Origin of the sequence: Sedimentitalea xiamensis (assembly GCF_030164465.1) — a bacterium.
Classification (GTDB): domain Bacteria; phylum Pseudomonadota; class Alphaproteobacteria; order Rhodobacterales; family Rhodobacteraceae; genus Sedimentitalea; species Sedimentitalea xiamensis.
The window spans coordinates 42,467-56,902 of record NZ_JASNJE010000030.1; the positions used below are offsets into that span (position 1 = coordinate 42,467).

Sequence of the window (14,436 nt, forward strand, 5' to 3'; positions counted from 1 at the left end):
GAAGACGATGCGGACGGTCTATGTGAACGGCGAGTACCTGCCCGAGAACGAAGCGAAAATCTCGATCTTCGACCGCGGGTTCCTGATGGCGGACGGGGTTTATGAAGTGACCAGCGTGCTCGATGGCAAGCTCATTGATTTCGACGGCCATGCGGCGCGGCTGGAACGGTCGCTGGGCGAGCTGGACATGGCGAGCCCGGTCACGGCGGAGGAACTGCTGGCGATCCACCGGGAACTGGTGGCGCGCAACGGCATCGACGAGGGTATGGTTTACCTTCAGATCACGCGCGGTGCGCCGGGGGACCGGGATTTCGTCTTTCCGGACCCGGAGGAAACCCCGTCTTCGATCGTGCTGTTCACCCAGGACAAGCCCGGCCTGGCGGACAACCCGGTGGCGAAAAAAGGCATCAGGATCATCAGCATAGACGATATCCGCTGGGGCAGGCGCGACATCAAGACGGTGCAGCTTCTCTATCCCAGCATGGGCAAGATGATGGCCAGGAAGGCCGGGGCCGACGATGCCTGGATGGTGGAAGACGGGTTCGTGACCGAGGGCACCAGCAACAACGCCTATATCGTCAAGGGCAACCGGATCATCACGCGCGGGCTCAGCAACGACATCCTGCACGGGATCACCCGCGCCGCGGTCCTGCGCTTCGCGCGGGAGGCGCAGATGGAGGTGGAAGAGCGCAATTTCACCATCGAGGAGGCGCGGGAGGCGGATGAGGCTTTCGTCACCTCGGCCAGCACCTTCGTGATGCCGGTGGTCGAGATCGACGGGACGCCGCTGGGCGGCGGGGTTCCGGGGCGGGTGGCGCCGCGGCTGCGGGAGATCTATCTGGAGGAAAGCCGCAAGGCGGCGATCTGAGACAGCGCGCGCAACGGCGGCGGCGGCAACCGGCGGGGAATCGGGTTAACGCCCTTGTTTTCAAGGCCGGGCGGGCTGTGCAGCCCGTGCATACGCTGTGCATACCGCGTGCATACGCGGCGTGCGGAACCGGGTGCGCAGGCGCGGTTAACGGGGCGTGCGGGGCGCAATCCTTGCCGAAAGGTGAAGCGCCGGTTTTCGCGGCCGACCACCCCCGCGCGGGGCAGACAGGGCGGCGGATCGCGGCTAGGCTGCGGCGCATGATGCCGACGATGCCGACAAGGAGGCTGTTGCCATGTCCCTGAGCCTGATCTTCTGGCTGGTTCTTGCCCTTGTGGCGGGGCTGCTGGCCCTGTCGGTCCATCGCACCCGCGGCATGGCGAAGGCGGCGGCGCGGATGGTGCCGCAGGCGGGCGAGATCGTGCCGGTGCGGGGCGGGCGGATCCATTATGTCGCGGCGGGGCCGACAGGGGCGCCGCCGGTGGTGCTGATCCACGGGTTGAGCGGACAGTTGCAGCATTTCACCTATGCGATGGCGGAACTTCTTGCCGGGGATTTCCGGGTGATCGCGGTGGATCGGCCCGGCTGCGGTTATTCCGTTCGGGACGGGGCGGAACTGGCTACGCCGGGAGAGCAGGGGCGGATGATCGCCGAGGCGCTGGCGGCGCTGGGCGTGACGGACCCGATCCTGGTGGGCCATTCGTTCGGCGGGGCGGTGGCGCTGGCAATGGCGATGGACCGGCCCGAACAGGTGCGCGGACTGGCCCTGCTGGCGCCGGCGACCCAGCCGCAGGCGGAGGTGCCCGAGGTGTTCCGGGGGCTGATGGTCCGGACCGGCTGGCTGCGCCGGGCCATCGGCGCGACCGTCGCGGTGCCGCTGGCGGCGGCGACGGCGGAGAAGGTGCTGGCGGCGGTGTTTGCCCCGGAGCCGGCGCCGGGGGATTTCATGATCCGGGCCGGCGGCGCGCTCGGCCTGCGGCCGCAGGCGTTTGTCACCGCGTCCGAGGACGCGGTCGCCCTGCTGGACGGCGGCGCCGGCCAGGCGGCGCGATACGCGGCGGAACTGACGGTTCCGGGCGGCATCCTGTTCGGGTCCGCCGATGCGATCCTGTCGCCGGCCCTGCACGGGCACACCATGGCGGCGCATGGGCTGGGTTTCGAGACCCTGGAGGGGCGCGGCCACATGATCCCTTTGACCGCGCCGCGGGATTGCGCGGATTTCGTGCGCCGGGTGGCGGCGATGTGTTCGTGACGGCGCGACCGTGCGCCTGTCCCGGGGCTCTGCCCCGGACCCCGGAGTGTATCGGCAAAGATGAAGTCCGGGCGGGGCCGGTATTGCCGTGGCCGGTCAGCCGCCCCTGGTGACGTTCTGTTCGAAGGCGCGTTCGAAATCGGCCTGTTTCTGCGGGCTGGCCTCGGTCTGGTGGTTGGCCTTCCAGTCGTCCATGGTCATGCCGTAGAAATGTTCGCGGGCCTCGGTCTTGCCGATCTCGATGCCCTGTTCGGCGGCGGCTTCCTGATACCAGCGCGACAGGCAGTTCCGGCAGAAGCCGGCGAGGTTCATCAGGTCGATGTTCTGCACGTCGGTGCGGTCCTGCATCAGGTGTTTTTGCAGGCGGCGGAAGGCGGCGGCCTGGAGTTCGATTTCGGTTTGCGGGTCGATGTCGTTCGGGGTCATGGGGAATCTCCGTCTTTGGTTATGGGCATTAGACAGGGGTTCGCGCCCGGATTGAACCCCCGCCGTCACAGGCCCGAGGCGGCCAGCGCGTCGGTCAGCACCGGGACCAGCCGTTCCGCCCAGGCGCGTTGCTGCGCATGATCGGCGATCAGGTCGTTGCGCAGTTCGATCAGCGCGTTGGGCCGGCCCTGGGCGATCGCGTGCCGGTCGATGGCGTCGCCGGGCAGGTGGCCGCCATAGGGTTCGTTGACGCCGACGCAGAGACCGGGTTCGGCCTGAAGCCGCGCGATCAGCGGGTCGGTGAGCCGCCGGTCGTCGGCGAAGAGCACGCCGATGTCCCAGGGGCGCGGGTCGCGTCCGCGCAATTGCCGGGTGAAGCTGTGCACCGACAGGATCACCGCGTGCGGCAGCGCCGCCATGCGGGCCAGCGCGTCGTGATAGGGCCGGTAGCAGAGGTCGAGCCGGCGTTCGATCTCGGCCCGGCCGGCGTGGCGGTTGGCGGGGATGATCGAACCGTCGTAGAGTTTCATCAGCAGGGTCGGGTCGTCTTCGCCCCGGTTCGGGTCGATCACCAGGCGGGAGAAGTTCGAGGCGATCACCGGCGCGTCGAGCAGGGTTCCGAGATGTCGGGCGAGTCCGTAGGCGCCGACGTCATAGGCGATGTGGCGTTCCATGTCCTCGCGCGGCAGGCCGAGATCGCCGCCGGCCACCTGAGGCGGCACCGTGTTACAGGCATGGTCGCAGGTGATCAGCCAGCGGGCGGGGCGGGTTTCGCCGTGAACGAAAAAGGGGGTGTATGTCATGCGCCTGTCTTCTCTTTCGCATGTCTTTAGGCCAGTTGAACGGGAATGGGAATTGCGCCATAAGCGCGGCAAGCATGTTTGCGATAACAGAATTCGAAGCCGAGGATCCTTGCCCATGAAACGCAACCGCAACGTCAAGATCGTCGCAACCCTTGGCCCGGCGTCGGACAGCTACGAGATGATCCGCGCCCTGCACGAGGCCGGGGTCGACGTGTTCCGGCTGAACATGAGCCACGGGACGCAGGCGGAGATTCGCGAGAAGCACGGCCATATCCGGCAGGTGGAGCGGGATCTCGACAGTCCGATCGCGATCCTGGCGGATCTTCAGGGGCCGAAGCTGCGGGTGGGCGATTTCGCGCGCGGGGCGGAGGACCTGGTCGCGGGGGCGGTGTTCCGGCTGGATCTCGATCCGGCGGAGGGCGACGCGACGCGGGTCTGCCTGCCGCATCCGGAGATCTTCGCAGCGCTGGAGCCGGGGGTGAGCCTGCTGGTCAATGACGGCAAGATCCGCCTGCGGGTGGTGGATTGCGGCGCCGATTTCGCCAGTTGCGAGGTGATCGCGGGCGGCACGATTTCCAACCACAAGGGCGTCAATGTGCCGGATGTGGAACTGCCGCTGGCGGCGCTGTCGGAAAAGGACCGGAGCGACCTGGAATTCGCCTGCGCCCTGGGGGTGGACTGGCTGGCCCTGTCCTTCGTGCAGCGGGTGGAGGACGTGACCGAAGCCTGTGCACTGGTCAACGGGCGCGCGGCGATCATGGTCAAGGTGGAAAAGCCCAAGGCGGTGGAGCGGTTCGACGACATCCTCGCGGTCTGCGACGGGGTGATGGTGGCGCGCGGCGACCTTGGGGTGGAACTGCCGGTGCAGGCGGTGCCGCCGATCCAGAAACGGCTGATCCGCAGGTGCCGCGCCGCCGCCAAGCCGGTGATCGTGGCGACGCAGATGCTGGAAAGCATGATCGAGAGTCCGATGCCGACCCGCGCCGAGGTGAGCGACGTGGCGACCGCCATCTACGAGGGGTCGGACGCGGTGATGCTGTCGGCGGAATCGGCGGCCGGGAAATTCCCGGTGCAGGCGGTTCAGACCATGGACCGGGTGGCGGTCGAGGTCGAGGCGGACCCGACCTATGCCCAGATCATCGCCGCGTCGCGCAACATCAAGGGGCACACCGTCGCCGACGGGATCGTGGCGGCGGCGCGCGAGATCGCGGAAACCACCGACATCAAGGCGATCTGTTCCTTCACCCAGAGCGGCACCACCGCGCTTCTGACCGCCCGCGAACGGCCCGGCGTGCCGATCATCGCGATGACCAGCCTGCGCGGCACCGCCCGCCGGCTGGCGCTGAGCTGGGGCTGCACCTGCGTGATGACCGACGAACTGGAGCGGTTCAAGGACGCGGTGGTGAACGCGGCGCGGGCGGCGCGGGCACAGGGGTTCGCGACGGAAACCGACCAGATCGTGATCACCGCCGGGGTGCCGTTCAACGTGCCCGGCACGACGAATATTCTGCGCGTCGCGCCCTGCGATGAACGATTAATTTACCGAACCGATCCAGAATGAGCGAATCGCACGTTTGCAAAAGGTGCATCGCATGGATCCGGATCTGGCACTGGTGCTGGGACTGACGGTGGGCGCGTTCTCGGTTCCGGGGATGCTGGCCGCGATCACCGACGGCCGGTCGCGGCGCGCTTCGGCGGTGACGATCCTGATCGCGGCGGCGCTGACCTTCTATGCCTTCACGATGAAGCCCGGCGGCTATGAGCTGAGCCAGATCCCGGACGTGTTTTTCGACGTTCTGGCGGGGTTCACCTCCTGAAAACCGCCCGACCCCCCTTGCCAGCCTGATCCGACTTGCGTAAACGACGCCTCTGACCGCGCGACCGGCCGATGTGGCATGCCGAGTCGCGTTTCGCACCGACCCAGAACAAGGAGACGGAAATGCCCAAGATGAAGACCAAGTCGAGCGCCAAGAAGCGCTTCAAGGTGACGGCCACCGGCAAGGTGGTGTCCGCCCAGGCCGGCAAGCGCCACGGCATGATCAAGCGCACCAAGAAATTCATCCGCGACGCCCGCGGCACGACGACCCTGTCGGCCCCCGACGCGAAAATCGTCAAGGGCTACATGCCCTACGACCGCTGATAGGAGGCCGATCACATGTCACGCGTAAAGAGCGGAACCGTCACCCACGCCCGTCACAAGAAGGTCATCAAGGCCGCCAAAGGCTACTATGGCCGCCGCAAGAGCACCTTCAAGGTGGCGACCCAGGCCGTCGACAAGGCCAACCAGTATGCGACCCGCGACCGCAAGAACCGCAAGCGCAATTTCCGCGCGCTGTGGATCCAGCGGATCAACGCCGCCGTGCGCAGCCATGACGAGGCGCTGACCTACAGCCGCTTCATCAACGGGCTGAGTCTGGCCGGGATCGAAGTCGACCGCAAGGTGCTGGCCGACCTGGCCGTGCACGAGCCCGATGCCTTTGGCGCCATCGTCGCCAAGGCGCAGGCCGCGCTGACCGCCTGAGTCGACTTTCCGGCCTGAACGGACTGCACCCGGTGATCGCAAGGTCGCCGGGTGTTTCGTTTGCGCGGCGGAGCAGGCATAAGGAGCGCACCCGATCCCGAGACGAGAGGCCGCAGCGATCCTGACCCGACCGACATCGACGCGGCGCATCCCGTCCGGGGAAGAGGCCGAATACCGCCGTTCCATCGCGCCGCGAATCGTCCAGATCCTGCGGTTCGGCGGCATTGCGGGCATGATCGCGGTGCCCGCTTTCGCGGTGAACGATCTGCTGTTCGATCCGGAGGCGTTGTCGCGCACCCTGCCGGTGCGGCTGGCGGTGGCGGCGGTGATCGGCCTGGCGCTGATCGCATTCCGGTTCCGCCGCGTCGCCGGCTCTCCGCCGGCTGTCGCGGCGATCACCTACGGTCTCTTCGTCAGCTTTTCGGCGGCGCTGGTGCTGATCCAGGCCTGGCATGCGAACGGGTTCCTGGTGACGGTGCCGGGCTATGTGCAGGTGATGATCTTCGTGCCCATCGTCTGTTTCAGTTTCCGCCAGTCGGTGGTCACGACGCTGAGCATGGCGCTGATCGGGCTGGCGGGCGCATATGCCTTCGGGGCTGACAGCGTCGCGTTGCGCAACCTGCTGAACTGGCTCGCGGGGAGCGCGGCCTTCGCGCTGGGCGCGGCCTATGTGGTCGATGCGGCGCGGCGGAAATCGTTTCTGCTGGAGCAGGACCTGAGCCGCGAAAAGGCCCGCGCGGATGCGCTGCTGCTGAACATCCTGCCGGAAAAGATCGCCGAGCGGCTGAAGCGGGAAGAGACCCGCATCGCCGACACATGTCCCTGCGCCACGGTGCTGTTCGCCGATATCGCCGGGTTCACCGCCTTTGCGCGCGGTCTTCAGCCGGGCGAGGTGGTCGATCTGCTGAACGACCTGTTCTCGCGGTTCGACCGGCTGGCCGAAGGCCATGGCGTCGAGAAGATCAAGACGATCGGCGACGGCTACATGGCGGTGGCGGGGCTGAACCAGCAGCGCGGCGCCGCCGAGGCCGCCATCGCCGTGGCGGAGTTGGCGCTGGACATGCAGGACGCTTTCGCCCGGTTCCGCGCCGCGCACGGGCTGGATCTGGGGTTGCGGATCGGGGTCCATTCCGGCCCGGTGGTCGCCGGGGTGATCGGGGTGCGCAAATTCGCCTTCGATCTCTGGGGCGATACCGTGAACATCGCCAGCCGGCTGGAGACGACCTGCCCGAAGGATACGATCCAGATCAGCGCGGAGACCGCGGCGCTGATCGGGGACGGGTTCGCCCGCACGACGCAGGGCGCGACCGATCTGCCCGGACACGCGGCGCGGCAGACCTTTCTGCTGAGCGGGCGGCGGCGCGGGATCTAGCCGGACAGCATCCTGAGCCCCTGGGTCACGTCCGAACGCACCGCGAGCCGCAGTCCCGGTTCGTCCCCCGCCTTCAGCGCCGCGATGATCAGCTTGTGGAAATGCGGCGGTTCGGTGCGCCGCAGCCGGCCGTAGAGCGCGCGCATGGTCGGACCCAGTTGCAGCCAGACGGTTTCCGCCATGGCCAGCATCGCCGGGGCCTGCGCCCGCAGGTAGAGCGTGCGGTGAAATTCCAGGTTGGTGCGGATATATCCGACCGCGTCGCGGTTGGACACGGCTTCGGCGGTGGCGCCGTTGATGGTTTGCAGCCGGTCGATCAGCGCGATATGCGCCCGCGGCAGCGCCCGGCTGGCCAGTTCCACTTCGATCAGGGCGCGCAGGGCGGCCAGTTCCTCGATCCGTTCGCCGGACAGTTCCGGGGTCGAGACCCGGCCGGAACTGGACAGGAACAGCGCCCCTTCGGCCACCAGCCGCCGCACCGCTTCGCGCGCCGGGGTCATCGAGACGTCGAATTCCTTGCCGATGCCGCGCAGGGTCAGCGCGACGCCGGGGGCGATTTCGCCATGCATGATGCGGGCGCGCAGGGCGCGGTAGACGCGGTCATGGGCGGCGACAAGCGTCGGCTCTGTCGGGCGGGAGGTGATCATGCGGACATGTGATCACGAATCCCGGCGAGGTCAACCGCTCAGAACCGGAACCGGTGCAGCGCGTTGCCTTCGCTGCGCAGCCAGGCGCGCAGCGCGCCGTAGGGGCCGTGGATGCGTTCCACCGTGGCCCAGAAGGCGGCGGAATGGTTCATTTCCGCGAGATGCGCCACCTCGTGCGCCGCCACGTAATGCAGGATCTCGGGCGGGGCGAGCACCAGCCGCCAGGAATACATCAGCGCGCCCTGCGAGGTGCAGGAGCCCCAGCGCGACCGGGTGTCGCGCAGGGTGATGCGGCTGTAGGGACGGCCCAGCGCCTGGGCATAGCGGTCCGAGGCGGCGACGAGCCGGTCACGGGCCAGTTCGCGCAGCCAGGTCTGCAGCCGGCGCGCGACCGCCCCCTCGGGCACCGCGATTTCGCCTGGCCGCGCGACGATCCGGCGTCCCGGGGCCGGGACCACGCGGTGCGGCGCGCCTTCGATCGGCAGGACCGAGCCGTATCCGATCCCGGTTTCCTGCGGGCGGCGGTTCAGGGTCTCGCGGATCCAGTCCTGCTTGGAGCGGGCGAAATCCAGCCCCTCGGCGTCGCGCACCCCGTGGGGCAGGGTCAGGGTCACGCGCCCGTCCAGCTGCGAAATGCGCAGGCTGATCCGCCGCGCGCGCCCCGACCGCCGCAGGGTTACGGAGACGGGCGGCGTTCCGCCCAGCGAGTGTTCCGCCATGTCCGTTCCTTTCCGGCGACTAAAGGCTTTGACAGTCCCTGTCTCATATGGCACCTGACCTGAATCGTCGATCCGACTCAGCAGATAATCAAGGGGATTCACATGCCCAAGGAAGAATGGGGCACGAAGCGTCTGTGCCCGACCACAGGAAAACGGTTTTACGACCTGAACAAGTCGCCCATCGTCAGCCCCTACACCGGCGAGATCGTCGAGATCGTCGTCGGCAAGGGCCGCATGATCGCGGCCGACGCCGAGGACGCGGCGACCGCCAAGGCCAAGAAGAAGGACGAGGATGATGTCGTCATTCTGGACGATGACGACGATACGGTCGATGTCGATCTGGACGATGACATCCTCGAAGACGATGACGACGACGATGACGTCTCTCTGGACGAGATCGCGGACGTCGCCGTCGACGACGACGACTGATCGCCGGAAATTGCACCGGGCCGGATTTTTCGCTTGATCCCGCCCGGTGTAGCGCCTAGAGAACGGCGCACGGTTCGGGGCCTTAGCTCAGCTGGGAGAGCGCTTGCATGGCATGCAAGAGGTCAGGGGTTCGATCCCCCTAGGCTCCACCAAGACCTTGCAGTTCAACATGATAGCTGAATATTAGAGTGGTGTGACACACAGGTGTGACACAACGATGAAGCTACATGCGTTTCTGAGCCGGTCCCGACACGGTATTTTCTACTTCCTTTGTCGCCGGTGATTGCGTTTGGGCCGCCCTGTTCGGACGACCGACTGGAAACGTGCTCTTGCTCAGGATCTCGCCATGTCGATCCACGATCATCCGGAAGGCGCGGCCCCGATGACGGAGGGTCAATCGCCAGCGGTTCGCGTCCTCGCCTTCGCCGGCCTCGCAAAGTGACGCAATCTGCCCGGCCCGCATCCGGGTACGCGTTTCTTCGGCGGACAGGTCAAACGCTTTGGCAAGCATCTGCGCGTCCACGATGAATTGGTCCCCGTTTCGTTCGACGCGGCTCATGGCGTGTCTCGCCAGTAATCGTTTGCCGCGGCAACGGTAGCGAAATGGGTTGCGACGACCTGGCTGACGGCGATCAGGGCGTCGGAGTCTTCGGCGTATTCCGGTCGCAACCGGTCGCGCACCCCGGCGTCTGGCTGGGTCAGCTTGACGGCGACGCGCGCAAGCTTGACCGCAAGGTCATAGCCCTCTTGGGGCGTTGCCGTTTTGAGCGACGGGAGCCAGTTTGTCATGGTTCGTTCCTTTCGTTTGGGGGGAGGTGAGTCGGGGGGACAACGCGCCGTGCGGCATCGTCCGGATCGTCAGATTGCCTTATTCCGGGCGCCCGGAAGACGGCGCGAAGACCGAGCGGGCCAGGCCCGATCGAGCGCGGTATGAGCAACGGGAGGTTCATTGCCCATCACCGGCTATCGCCTGATAGGCGTGCCAGGTGCCATGACCGAGAACCGGAAAGAGAACGATCAAGGCAACGAGGCCGGTAACCGCAGAGAGCACCAATCCAAGGGCGACGATCACGCCCCAGGCCAGCATGGGGCGCAGGTTCTGCACCGTCATGATGAAGCTCAGCCCGATCGCGGTCAGCGCATCGGTCCTGCGCGAAACCAGCATCGGAATGGAGAAGACGCTGATCGCAAAGGCGAAGGCTGCAAACAGCCCGCCCACCAGCGTGCCTGTTGCGATCAGCGCCCATCCCCGGGGCGTCGTCAACACATTGGTCAACGCCTCCTGCGCGCCGGGGAAAGGAACAAGTCCGAAGAACAGCGCATACAGCAGGTCCGCCGCCCTGAGCCAGAACAGGATGAGAAGGCCGAGCAGCAGTCCCGCATAGGCCAATTGGCCACCCGACGCCGGCCGGAACACCAGCATGTCGGAAAACGCGGCCTGTTGACCGCCCGCCTGCCTGCGGCTTTTCTCGTAGAGCCCGATCGCCAGGAACGGTCCGACAATCAGGAAACCGGAGATCGCGGGCAGCGCGAGATACAGCAGATGGCTCGCCTGGAGCGCCCAGAGGACCGCATAGGACACCAATGTCAGGAACAGGCCATAGGCAAGGCTGGACCACGGCGCCTGCCGCACGTCGCGCCAACCGGTCCGCAGCCAGTCCACCGCCGACGATGCCGGCAGGCCGCGCGCATAGGGTGAGCCGGTCCGGTCCGGATTGCGAAGGGTCGGTAGTGGTTCCAGCATCCCGTTCTCCTTCTCAGCAGGCCCGTTTGGCCGGAGTCAAACCCGCGGCCTCGCGGCATTCCGGCTGCGATCGCAGGGCGACGTTCAAGAGATGCGCATTCGCGCCGAGGAACAGCAGGACAGCCGCCAGCGCGGCCCCGATCGCCAGCCGTTTCTGAACGACCGGCGTCATCGCGGGCCTCCGCCGTGTTGGCCGAGCTGCGCAACATAGAGGGCCAGAAGGTTGATTTCGGCCTCGGACAAGCGGCCTGTCCAGGCGGGCATCACGCCGTGGCGGCCGTGTCGTAGCGTCAGCATCACCGCTTCCGGATACTGCCCGTAGATCATCGCCCTGTCGGTGAGGGACGGCGCGCCGATTTCGAGACCGCCCGCCCCGGTTTCGCCGTGGCAGGAACCACAGTTTTCACTGAAAAGCGTACCGGCGGAACTCTCGAAATCGGCAGGTCCATTCGGCAGGTCTGCAACGAATTCGGCGAGCGCGATCCGGTCCGGCCGTTCCATCCAGTCAAAGGGGGGCATTTCGGCATAGCGGGTATCGGGGTCGTCGGCATTGATGCCGTGGCGGATCGTCATGGCGATTTCTTCCGGATCGCCGCTCCACAGCCATGTGTCGTCCGACAGGACCGGAAAGCCCGGCCCGCCCTGCCCAAGCGTGCCATGGCAGGCCGCGCAATTGTCGGAGAACAGACGCGCCGCGGCGGGCATCGCGGCCGCCATCAGCGCCGCGTCGGCGCGCAGGGCGTCGAAATCGTCTCCCGAAAACCGCGACAGCCAATCCTGTCGCCTGTCGGAAAGATCGTTGAACCCCTTGATCGCTTCCTCACCCTGATCCAGCCCGAGCAGCCCGCGTGTGTAATCGCGCCCGGTCGGCCAGGCGGGCAAGAGAATCCAGGAAACCACCGAGTAGAGAAAGGTCAGCACCAGCGCCCAGATCACGATCTTCGGAAAGGCCGTATTGAGCTCGGTGATACCGCCCCAGTCATGACCCGTCGTGTCGTAGCCCGTGACCGGATCGATCTTCCGGTTGCCCGTATGCGGATCGGCACCGGGCAGGTTTCTGGGATCGGTCGGATTACGCATCTCCGTCGCCCTCGTCTTGCAGGACGGACCGGGCGGCGGCGTCATATGCCTTGCGCCGGGACGGGCTGTAGGCGCGGATGACGACGATCAGGAAGAACCCCATCAGCCAGATCAGGCCAACGGTCTTGGACAGATAGACCAGGATGTCATGTGTCATCGGGAGTCCTCCGCCTGCGTCCGAAAGGGTGCATCGGTCAAGGTGCCGAGAGACTGGAGATAGGCGACAAGCGCATCCATCTCTGTCAGGCGGGACGGGTCGCCATCGAAGGCCCGCGCCGCGGGCCGCTCGCCGTAGCGTTCCTGAAATCCGTCCATCGCCGCGCTGTCGGGGCGGCTTTGCGCCAGTGCATCGGCTGCCGCCGATGCGATCATGCCGTCGTCATAGGGCACGCCGAGCCGCGCCAGGGTGGCCAGCGAATCCGACAGCAAATCCGTATCGAGAGGGCGCGTCAGCCAGGGGTAGGACGGCATGATCGAGACCGGCACCACGCTGCGCGGGTCGATCAGGTGCGCCACATGCCAGGCGTCCGAATACTTGCCGCCCAACCGGGCCAAATCCGGGCCGGTCCGTTTCGACCCCCAGAGCATCGGATGATCGTAGGCGCTTTCCGACGCCAGCGAATAGGGGCCGTAGCGGTCGATCTCGTCGGCCAGGCTGCGCACCATCTGGCTGTGGCAGGCATAGCAGCCCTCGCGGATGTAGATCTCGCGCCCGGCCAGTTCCAGCGGGGTATGCGGGCGCAGGTCGTCGGGCAGTTCGACCGTCTCGTCGATGGTGAACAGCGGCGCGATTTCGACGATCCCGCCGATCGAGGCGGCCACGATGATCGCCGCCACCAGCCCCATGGAGACCTTTTCGAGATTGTAGTGCAGTTTCAGCATGGGATTACTCCGCCGCCTGCGCGACCAGAGGCCGGTCGGTGGCCTGACCGGCGGCCCCGCGCATCGTGGCACGACAGTTCCAGGCGCAGATCGCCGCTCCGGTCAGGAACAGCCCGCCCCCGATCGTGCGCAGCAGGTAATAGGGGGCCATCGCCTGAACCGACTGCACGAAGCTGTAGGACAGCGCCCCGTTCGCGTCATAGGCGCGCCACATCAGCCCCTGGGTGATGCCGGCGTTCCACATCGACACGACGTAGACGAGCGTCCCGGTGACAGCGAGCCAGAAATGCCATTCGACCGCGCGGGGCGAGGCCATGTCCTTCTTTCCGCCGAGTTGAGGAACGAGCGTGTAGATCGCGCCGAAGACGATCATGGCGACCCAGCCAAGCGTGCCGGAATGGACGTGGCCCACGGTCCAGTCCGTATAGTGGCTGAGCGAGTTGACGGGGCGAATGGCGAGGAACGAGCCTTCGAAGGTCGACAGCCCGTAGAATACGGCGGCGACGAACATGAAGCGCAGCGTCGCGTCGTCGCGCACCTTGTGCCAGGCGCCGTTCAGCGTGGCGATGGCGTTGCCCGCCGAGGCCCAGCTCGGCACCAGTAGCATCACCGAAAAGGTCATGCCCAGCGTCTGCGCCCAATAGGGCAGCGCGGTGTAATGCAGGTGGTGCGAACCGACCCAGATGTAGAAGAAGGTGATGCCCCAGAAGCTGACGATGGAGAGGCGATAGGACCAGATCGGCCGCCCCGAGCGCACCGGCAGGAAGTAGTAGAGCATTCCGAGGAAACCGGCGGTCAGGAAAAACGCGACCGCGTTATGGCCATACCACCATTGCACCATCGCGTCCTGCACGCCCGACCAGACCGGGAAGCTCTCGGCCACGGTCAGGCGCACGGGCAAGGCCAGGTTGTTGACGATATGCAGCATCGCCACGACCAGGATGAAGGCCAGGTAATACCAGTTGGCGACGTAGATATGCGGCTCGTTCCGGCGGGCGAGCGTTCGAATGTAGAGCGCGAAATACGTCACCCAGATCACCACCAGCCAAAGGTCCGCATACCATTCGGCTTCGGCATATTCCTTGGATTGGGTCGAACCCATCAGATATCCGGTGATGGCCCAGGCGCAGAACAGGTTGTATCCGATGAGCACGACCCAGGGGCTGAGGTTGTCGGCCATCCGCGCGCGCGAGGTGCGTTGCAGGACGTGAAAAGACGTGGCGATCAGCGCGTTGCCGCCAAAGCCGAAGATGATGCCGGTTGTGTGCACGGGGCGCAGACGGCCGAAACAGGTCGCCGGCCAGGGCGGGGTCGCCTCCGGCCAGTAGAGCAATGCGGCAACCCAGACACCGACGCCCATGCCGATCATCGCCCAGACCAGTGTCATCACGATACCGAACCGGGTCGGTGCATCGTAGTATCGGTGCATCCGGTCTTTGGGCGGTTCGGACTCATAGAGGCCGCCGCCAAGGCGGAAAGCCAGGCCGAGTCCCAGACCGAGCGCCATGAACCCGTGCGCGGACATGACCCCGTGACGTGCCGCCGCCGCCATGGCGAGCCCCATCAGGGCCAGCAAGATCGCCAGGATCGTGCCGGTGCGGCGTTCTGGGACGGACAGTGTTTCGATCATCTTTCCCTGCCTTTCGCCATCATGCCGCCGCCTGTTGCGGAAGGGCGATGTCGGCGAGTGTCG

The 14,436-nt window shown here is 66.4% G+C and carries 20 protein-coding genes and 1 tRNA gene; 9 read left to right on the forward strand and 12 right to left on the reverse strand.

Translation table 11 applies throughout. From position 1 onward, the window contains the following. Positions 1 to 7 precede the first annotated feature (7 nt). Together QO034_RS18660 and QO034_RS18665 are read left to right on the forward strand one after the other, a co-directional pair. The gene (locus QO034_RS18660; RefSeq protein WP_284487048.1) at positions 8 to 868 is read left to right on the forward strand and encodes a D-amino-acid transaminase; all 861 of its coding nucleotides are present in this window, start codon (positions 8 to 10) and stop codon (positions 866 to 868) included. 295 nt (positions 869 to 1,163) lie between these two features. Next, positions 1,164 to 2,120, forward strand: a complete 957-nt coding sequence (locus tag QO034_RS18665) for an alpha/beta fold hydrolase (RefSeq protein WP_284487049.1) — start codon at positions 1,164 to 1,166, stop codon at positions 2,118 to 2,120. A gap of 96 nt (positions 2,121 to 2,216) precedes the next feature. On the opposite strand, the gene QO034_RS18670 is transcribed toward QO034_RS18665, so the two are convergent. Next, positions 2,217 to 2,531, reverse strand: a complete 315-nt coding sequence (locus tag QO034_RS18670) for a DUF1244 domain-containing protein (RefSeq protein ID WP_284487068.1) — start codon at positions 2,529 to 2,531, stop codon at positions 2,217 to 2,219. Positions 2,532 to 2,611: 80 nt separating this feature from the next. Continuing rightward, the gene (locus QO034_RS18675; protein ID WP_284487050.1) at positions 2,612 to 3,349 is read right to left on the reverse strand and encodes an N-formylglutamate amidohydrolase; all 738 of its coding nucleotides are present in this window, start codon (positions 3,347 to 3,349) and stop codon (positions 2,612 to 2,614) included. 115 nt (positions 3,350 to 3,464) lie between these two features. On the opposite strand from QO034_RS18675, the gene pyk reads away from it, so the two are divergent. From pyk to QO034_RS18700, 5 genes are all read left to right on the forward strand, one after another. Further along, the gene (gene pyk, locus QO034_RS18680; protein ID WP_284487051.1) at positions 3,465 to 4,910 is read left to right on the forward strand and encodes a pyruvate kinase; all 1,446 of its coding nucleotides are present in this window, start codon (positions 3,465 to 3,467) and stop codon (positions 4,908 to 4,910) included. A 31-nt stretch (positions 4,911 to 4,941) separates the two neighbouring features. Next, positions 4,942 to 5,166, forward strand: a complete 225-nt coding sequence (locus QO034_RS18685; RefSeq protein WP_284487052.1) for a hypothetical protein — start codon at positions 4,942 to 4,944, stop codon at positions 5,164 to 5,166. Between the two features lie 122 nt (positions 5,167 to 5,288). Continuing rightward, the gene (rpmI, locus tag QO034_RS18690) at positions 5,289 to 5,489 is read left to right on the forward strand and encodes a 50S ribosomal protein L35 (protein ID WP_284487053.1); all 201 of its coding nucleotides are present in this window, start codon (positions 5,289 to 5,291) and stop codon (positions 5,487 to 5,489) included. Positions 5,490 to 5,504: 15 nt separating this feature from the next. Continuing rightward, the gene (gene rplT, locus QO034_RS18695) at positions 5,505 to 5,870 is read left to right on the forward strand and encodes a 50S ribosomal protein L20 (protein WP_284487054.1); all 366 of its coding nucleotides are present in this window, start codon (positions 5,505 to 5,507) and stop codon (positions 5,868 to 5,870) included. A 232-nt stretch (positions 5,871 to 6,102) separates the two neighbouring features. Next, entirely contained in the window at positions 6,103 to 7,242 is a 1,140-nt protein-coding gene (locus QO034_RS18700) for an adenylate/guanylate cyclase domain-containing protein (protein WP_284487055.1), read from the forward strand. Here the strand turns inward: QO034_RS18700 and QO034_RS18705 are convergent. Then, positions 7,239 to 7,889 (reverse strand): GntR family transcriptional regulator, encoded by a 651-nt coding sequence (locus tag QO034_RS18705; protein WP_284487056.1) that lies wholly within the window; start codon positions 7,887 to 7,889, stop codon positions 7,239 to 7,241. The two genes, QO034_RS18700 and QO034_RS18705, sit on opposite strands and share 4 nt — an antisense overlap. A 38-nt stretch (positions 7,890 to 7,927) precedes the next feature. Further along, on the reverse strand, positions 7,928 to 8,608 hold the full coding sequence (locus QO034_RS18710) for a M48 family metallopeptidase (RefSeq protein WP_284487057.1): 681 nt from the start codon (positions 8,606 to 8,608) through the stop codon (positions 7,928 to 7,930). A 102-nt stretch (positions 8,609 to 8,710) separates the two neighbouring features. On the opposite strand from QO034_RS18710, the gene QO034_RS18715 reads away from it, so the two are divergent. Together QO034_RS18715 and QO034_RS18720 are read left to right on the forward strand one after the other, a co-directional pair. Beyond that, complete coding sequence (locus tag QO034_RS18715) at positions 8,711 to 9,037, forward strand: TIGR02300 family protein (RefSeq protein ID WP_284487058.1); 327 nt, start codon at positions 8,711 to 8,713, stop codon at positions 9,035 to 9,037. 76 nt (positions 9,038 to 9,113) lie between these two features. Continuing rightward, positions 9,114 to 9,189, forward strand: a tRNA-Ala gene (locus QO034_RS18720). Positions 9,190 to 9,260: 71 nt separating this feature from the next. On the opposite strand, the gene QO034_RS18725 is transcribed toward QO034_RS18720, so the two are convergent. The 8 genes from QO034_RS18725 to ccoN all read right to left on the reverse strand — a co-directional run bounded on the left by QO034_RS18725 (position 9,261) and on the right by ccoN (position 14,373). Next, a complete protein-coding gene (locus tag QO034_RS18725; protein WP_284487059.1) occupies positions 9,261 to 9,596 on the reverse strand; it encodes a DUF6522 family protein in 336 nt (111 codons plus the stop codon). Further along, positions 9,593 to 9,826: a hexameric tyrosine-coordinated heme protein gene (locus tag QO034_RS18730; RefSeq protein ID WP_284487060.1), complete on the reverse strand. Its 234-nt coding sequence runs from the start codon at positions 9,824 to 9,826 to the stop codon at positions 9,593 to 9,595. The genes QO034_RS18725 and QO034_RS18730 overlap by 4 nt, the downstream gene beginning before the upstream one ends. Positions 9,827 to 9,983: 157 nt before the next feature. Beyond that, a complete protein-coding gene (locus tag QO034_RS18735) occupies positions 9,984 to 10,781 on the reverse strand; it encodes a DUF2189 domain-containing protein (RefSeq protein ID WP_284487061.1) in 798 nt (265 codons plus the stop codon). Between the two features lie 13 nt (positions 10,782 to 10,794). Continuing rightward, complete coding sequence (locus tag QO034_RS18740; protein WP_284487062.1) at positions 10,795 to 10,953, reverse strand: hypothetical protein; 159 nt, start codon at positions 10,951 to 10,953, stop codon at positions 10,795 to 10,797. Further along, positions 10,950 to 11,861, reverse strand: a complete 912-nt coding sequence (gene ccoP, locus QO034_RS18745; protein WP_284487063.1) for a cytochrome-c oxidase, cbb3-type subunit III — start codon at positions 11,859 to 11,861, stop codon at positions 10,950 to 10,952. The genes QO034_RS18740 and ccoP overlap by 4 nt, the downstream gene beginning before the upstream one ends. Continuing rightward, positions 11,854 to 12,018 (reverse strand): cbb3-type cytochrome oxidase subunit 3, encoded by a 165-nt coding sequence (locus QO034_RS18750; protein WP_284487064.1) that lies wholly within the window; start codon positions 12,016 to 12,018, stop codon positions 11,854 to 11,856. The genes ccoP and QO034_RS18750 overlap by 8 nt, the downstream gene beginning before the upstream one ends. Next, positions 12,015 to 12,743, reverse strand: coding sequence for a cytochrome-c oxidase, cbb3-type subunit II (ccoO, locus tag QO034_RS18755; RefSeq protein ID WP_284487065.1), 729 nt, complete (start codon positions 12,741 to 12,743; stop codon positions 12,015 to 12,017). The genes QO034_RS18750 and ccoO overlap by 4 nt, the downstream gene beginning before the upstream one ends. A gap of 4 nt (positions 12,744 to 12,747) precedes the next feature. After that, positions 12,748 to 14,373 (reverse strand): cytochrome-c oxidase, cbb3-type subunit I, encoded by a 1,626-nt coding sequence (gene ccoN, locus QO034_RS18760; RefSeq protein WP_284487069.1) that lies wholly within the window; start codon positions 14,371 to 14,373, stop codon positions 12,748 to 12,750. Between the last annotated feature and the right edge of the window lie 63 nt (positions 14,374 to 14,436).

Coding starts and splice junctions, on each gene's coding strand:
- QO034_RS18705 (WP_284487056.1), bottom strand. CDS start 7,889: ATGATCACCTCCCGCCCGACAGAGCCGACGCTTGTCGCCGCCCATGAC.
- rplT (WP_284487054.1), top strand. CDS start 5,505: ATGTCACGCGTAAAGAGCGGAACCGTCACCCACGCCCGTCACAAGAAG.
- QO034_RS18725 (WP_284487059.1), bottom strand. CDS start 9,596: ATGAGCCGCGTCGAACGAAACGGGGACCAATTCATCGTGGACGCGCAG.
- QO034_RS18750 (WP_284487064.1), bottom strand. CDS start 12,018: ATGACACATGACATCCTGGTCTATCTGTCCAAGACCGTTGGCCTGATC.
- QO034_RS18685 (WP_284487052.1), top strand. CDS start 4,942: ATGGATCCGGATCTGGCACTGGTGCTGGGACTGACGGTGGGCGCGTTC.
- ccoP (WP_284487063.1), bottom strand. CDS start 11,861: ATGCGTAATCCGACCGATCCCAGAAACCTGCCCGGTGCCGATCCGCAT.
- ccoN (WP_284487069.1), bottom strand. CDS start 14,373: ATGATCGAAACACTGTCCGTCCCAGAACGCCGCACCGGCACGATCCTG.
- QO034_RS18710 (WP_284487057.1), bottom strand. CDS start 8,608: ATGGCGGAACACTCGCTGGGCGGAACGCCGCCCGTCTCCGTAACCCTG.
- QO034_RS18665 (WP_284487049.1), top strand. CDS start 1,164: ATGTCCCTGAGCCTGATCTTCTGGCTGGTTCTTGCCCTTGTGGCGGGG.
- QO034_RS18660 (WP_284487048.1), top strand. CDS start 8: ATGCGGACGGTCTATGTGAACGGCGAGTACCTGCCCGAGAACGAAGCG.
- QO034_RS18730 (WP_284487060.1), bottom strand. CDS start 9,826: ATGACAAACTGGCTCCCGTCGCTCAAAACGGCAACGCCCCAAGAGGGC.
- QO034_RS18715 (WP_284487058.1), top strand. CDS start 8,711: ATGCCCAAGGAAGAATGGGGCACGAAGCGTCTGTGCCCGACCACAGGA.
- QO034_RS18740 (WP_284487062.1), bottom strand. CDS start 10,953: ATGACGCCGGTCGTTCAGAAACGGCTGGCGATCGGGGCCGCGCTGGCG.
- QO034_RS18675 (WP_284487050.1), bottom strand. CDS start 3,349: ATGACATACACCCCCTTTTTCGTTCACGGCGAAACCCGCCCCGCCCGC.
- QO034_RS18735 (WP_284487061.1), bottom strand. CDS start 10,781: ATGCTGGAACCACTACCGACCCTTCGCAATCCGGACCGGACCGGCTCA.
- ccoO (WP_284487065.1), bottom strand. CDS start 12,743: ATGCTGAAACTGCACTACAATCTCGAAAAGGTCTCCATGGGGCTGGTG.
- rpmI (WP_284487053.1), top strand. CDS start 5,289: ATGCCCAAGATGAAGACCAAGTCGAGCGCCAAGAAGCGCTTCAAGGTG.
- pyk (WP_284487051.1), top strand. CDS start 3,465: ATGAAACGCAACCGCAACGTCAAGATCGTCGCAACCCTTGGCCCGGCG.
- QO034_RS18700 (WP_284487055.1), top strand. CDS start 6,103: ATGATCGCGGTGCCCGCTTTCGCGGTGAACGATCTGCTGTTCGATCCG.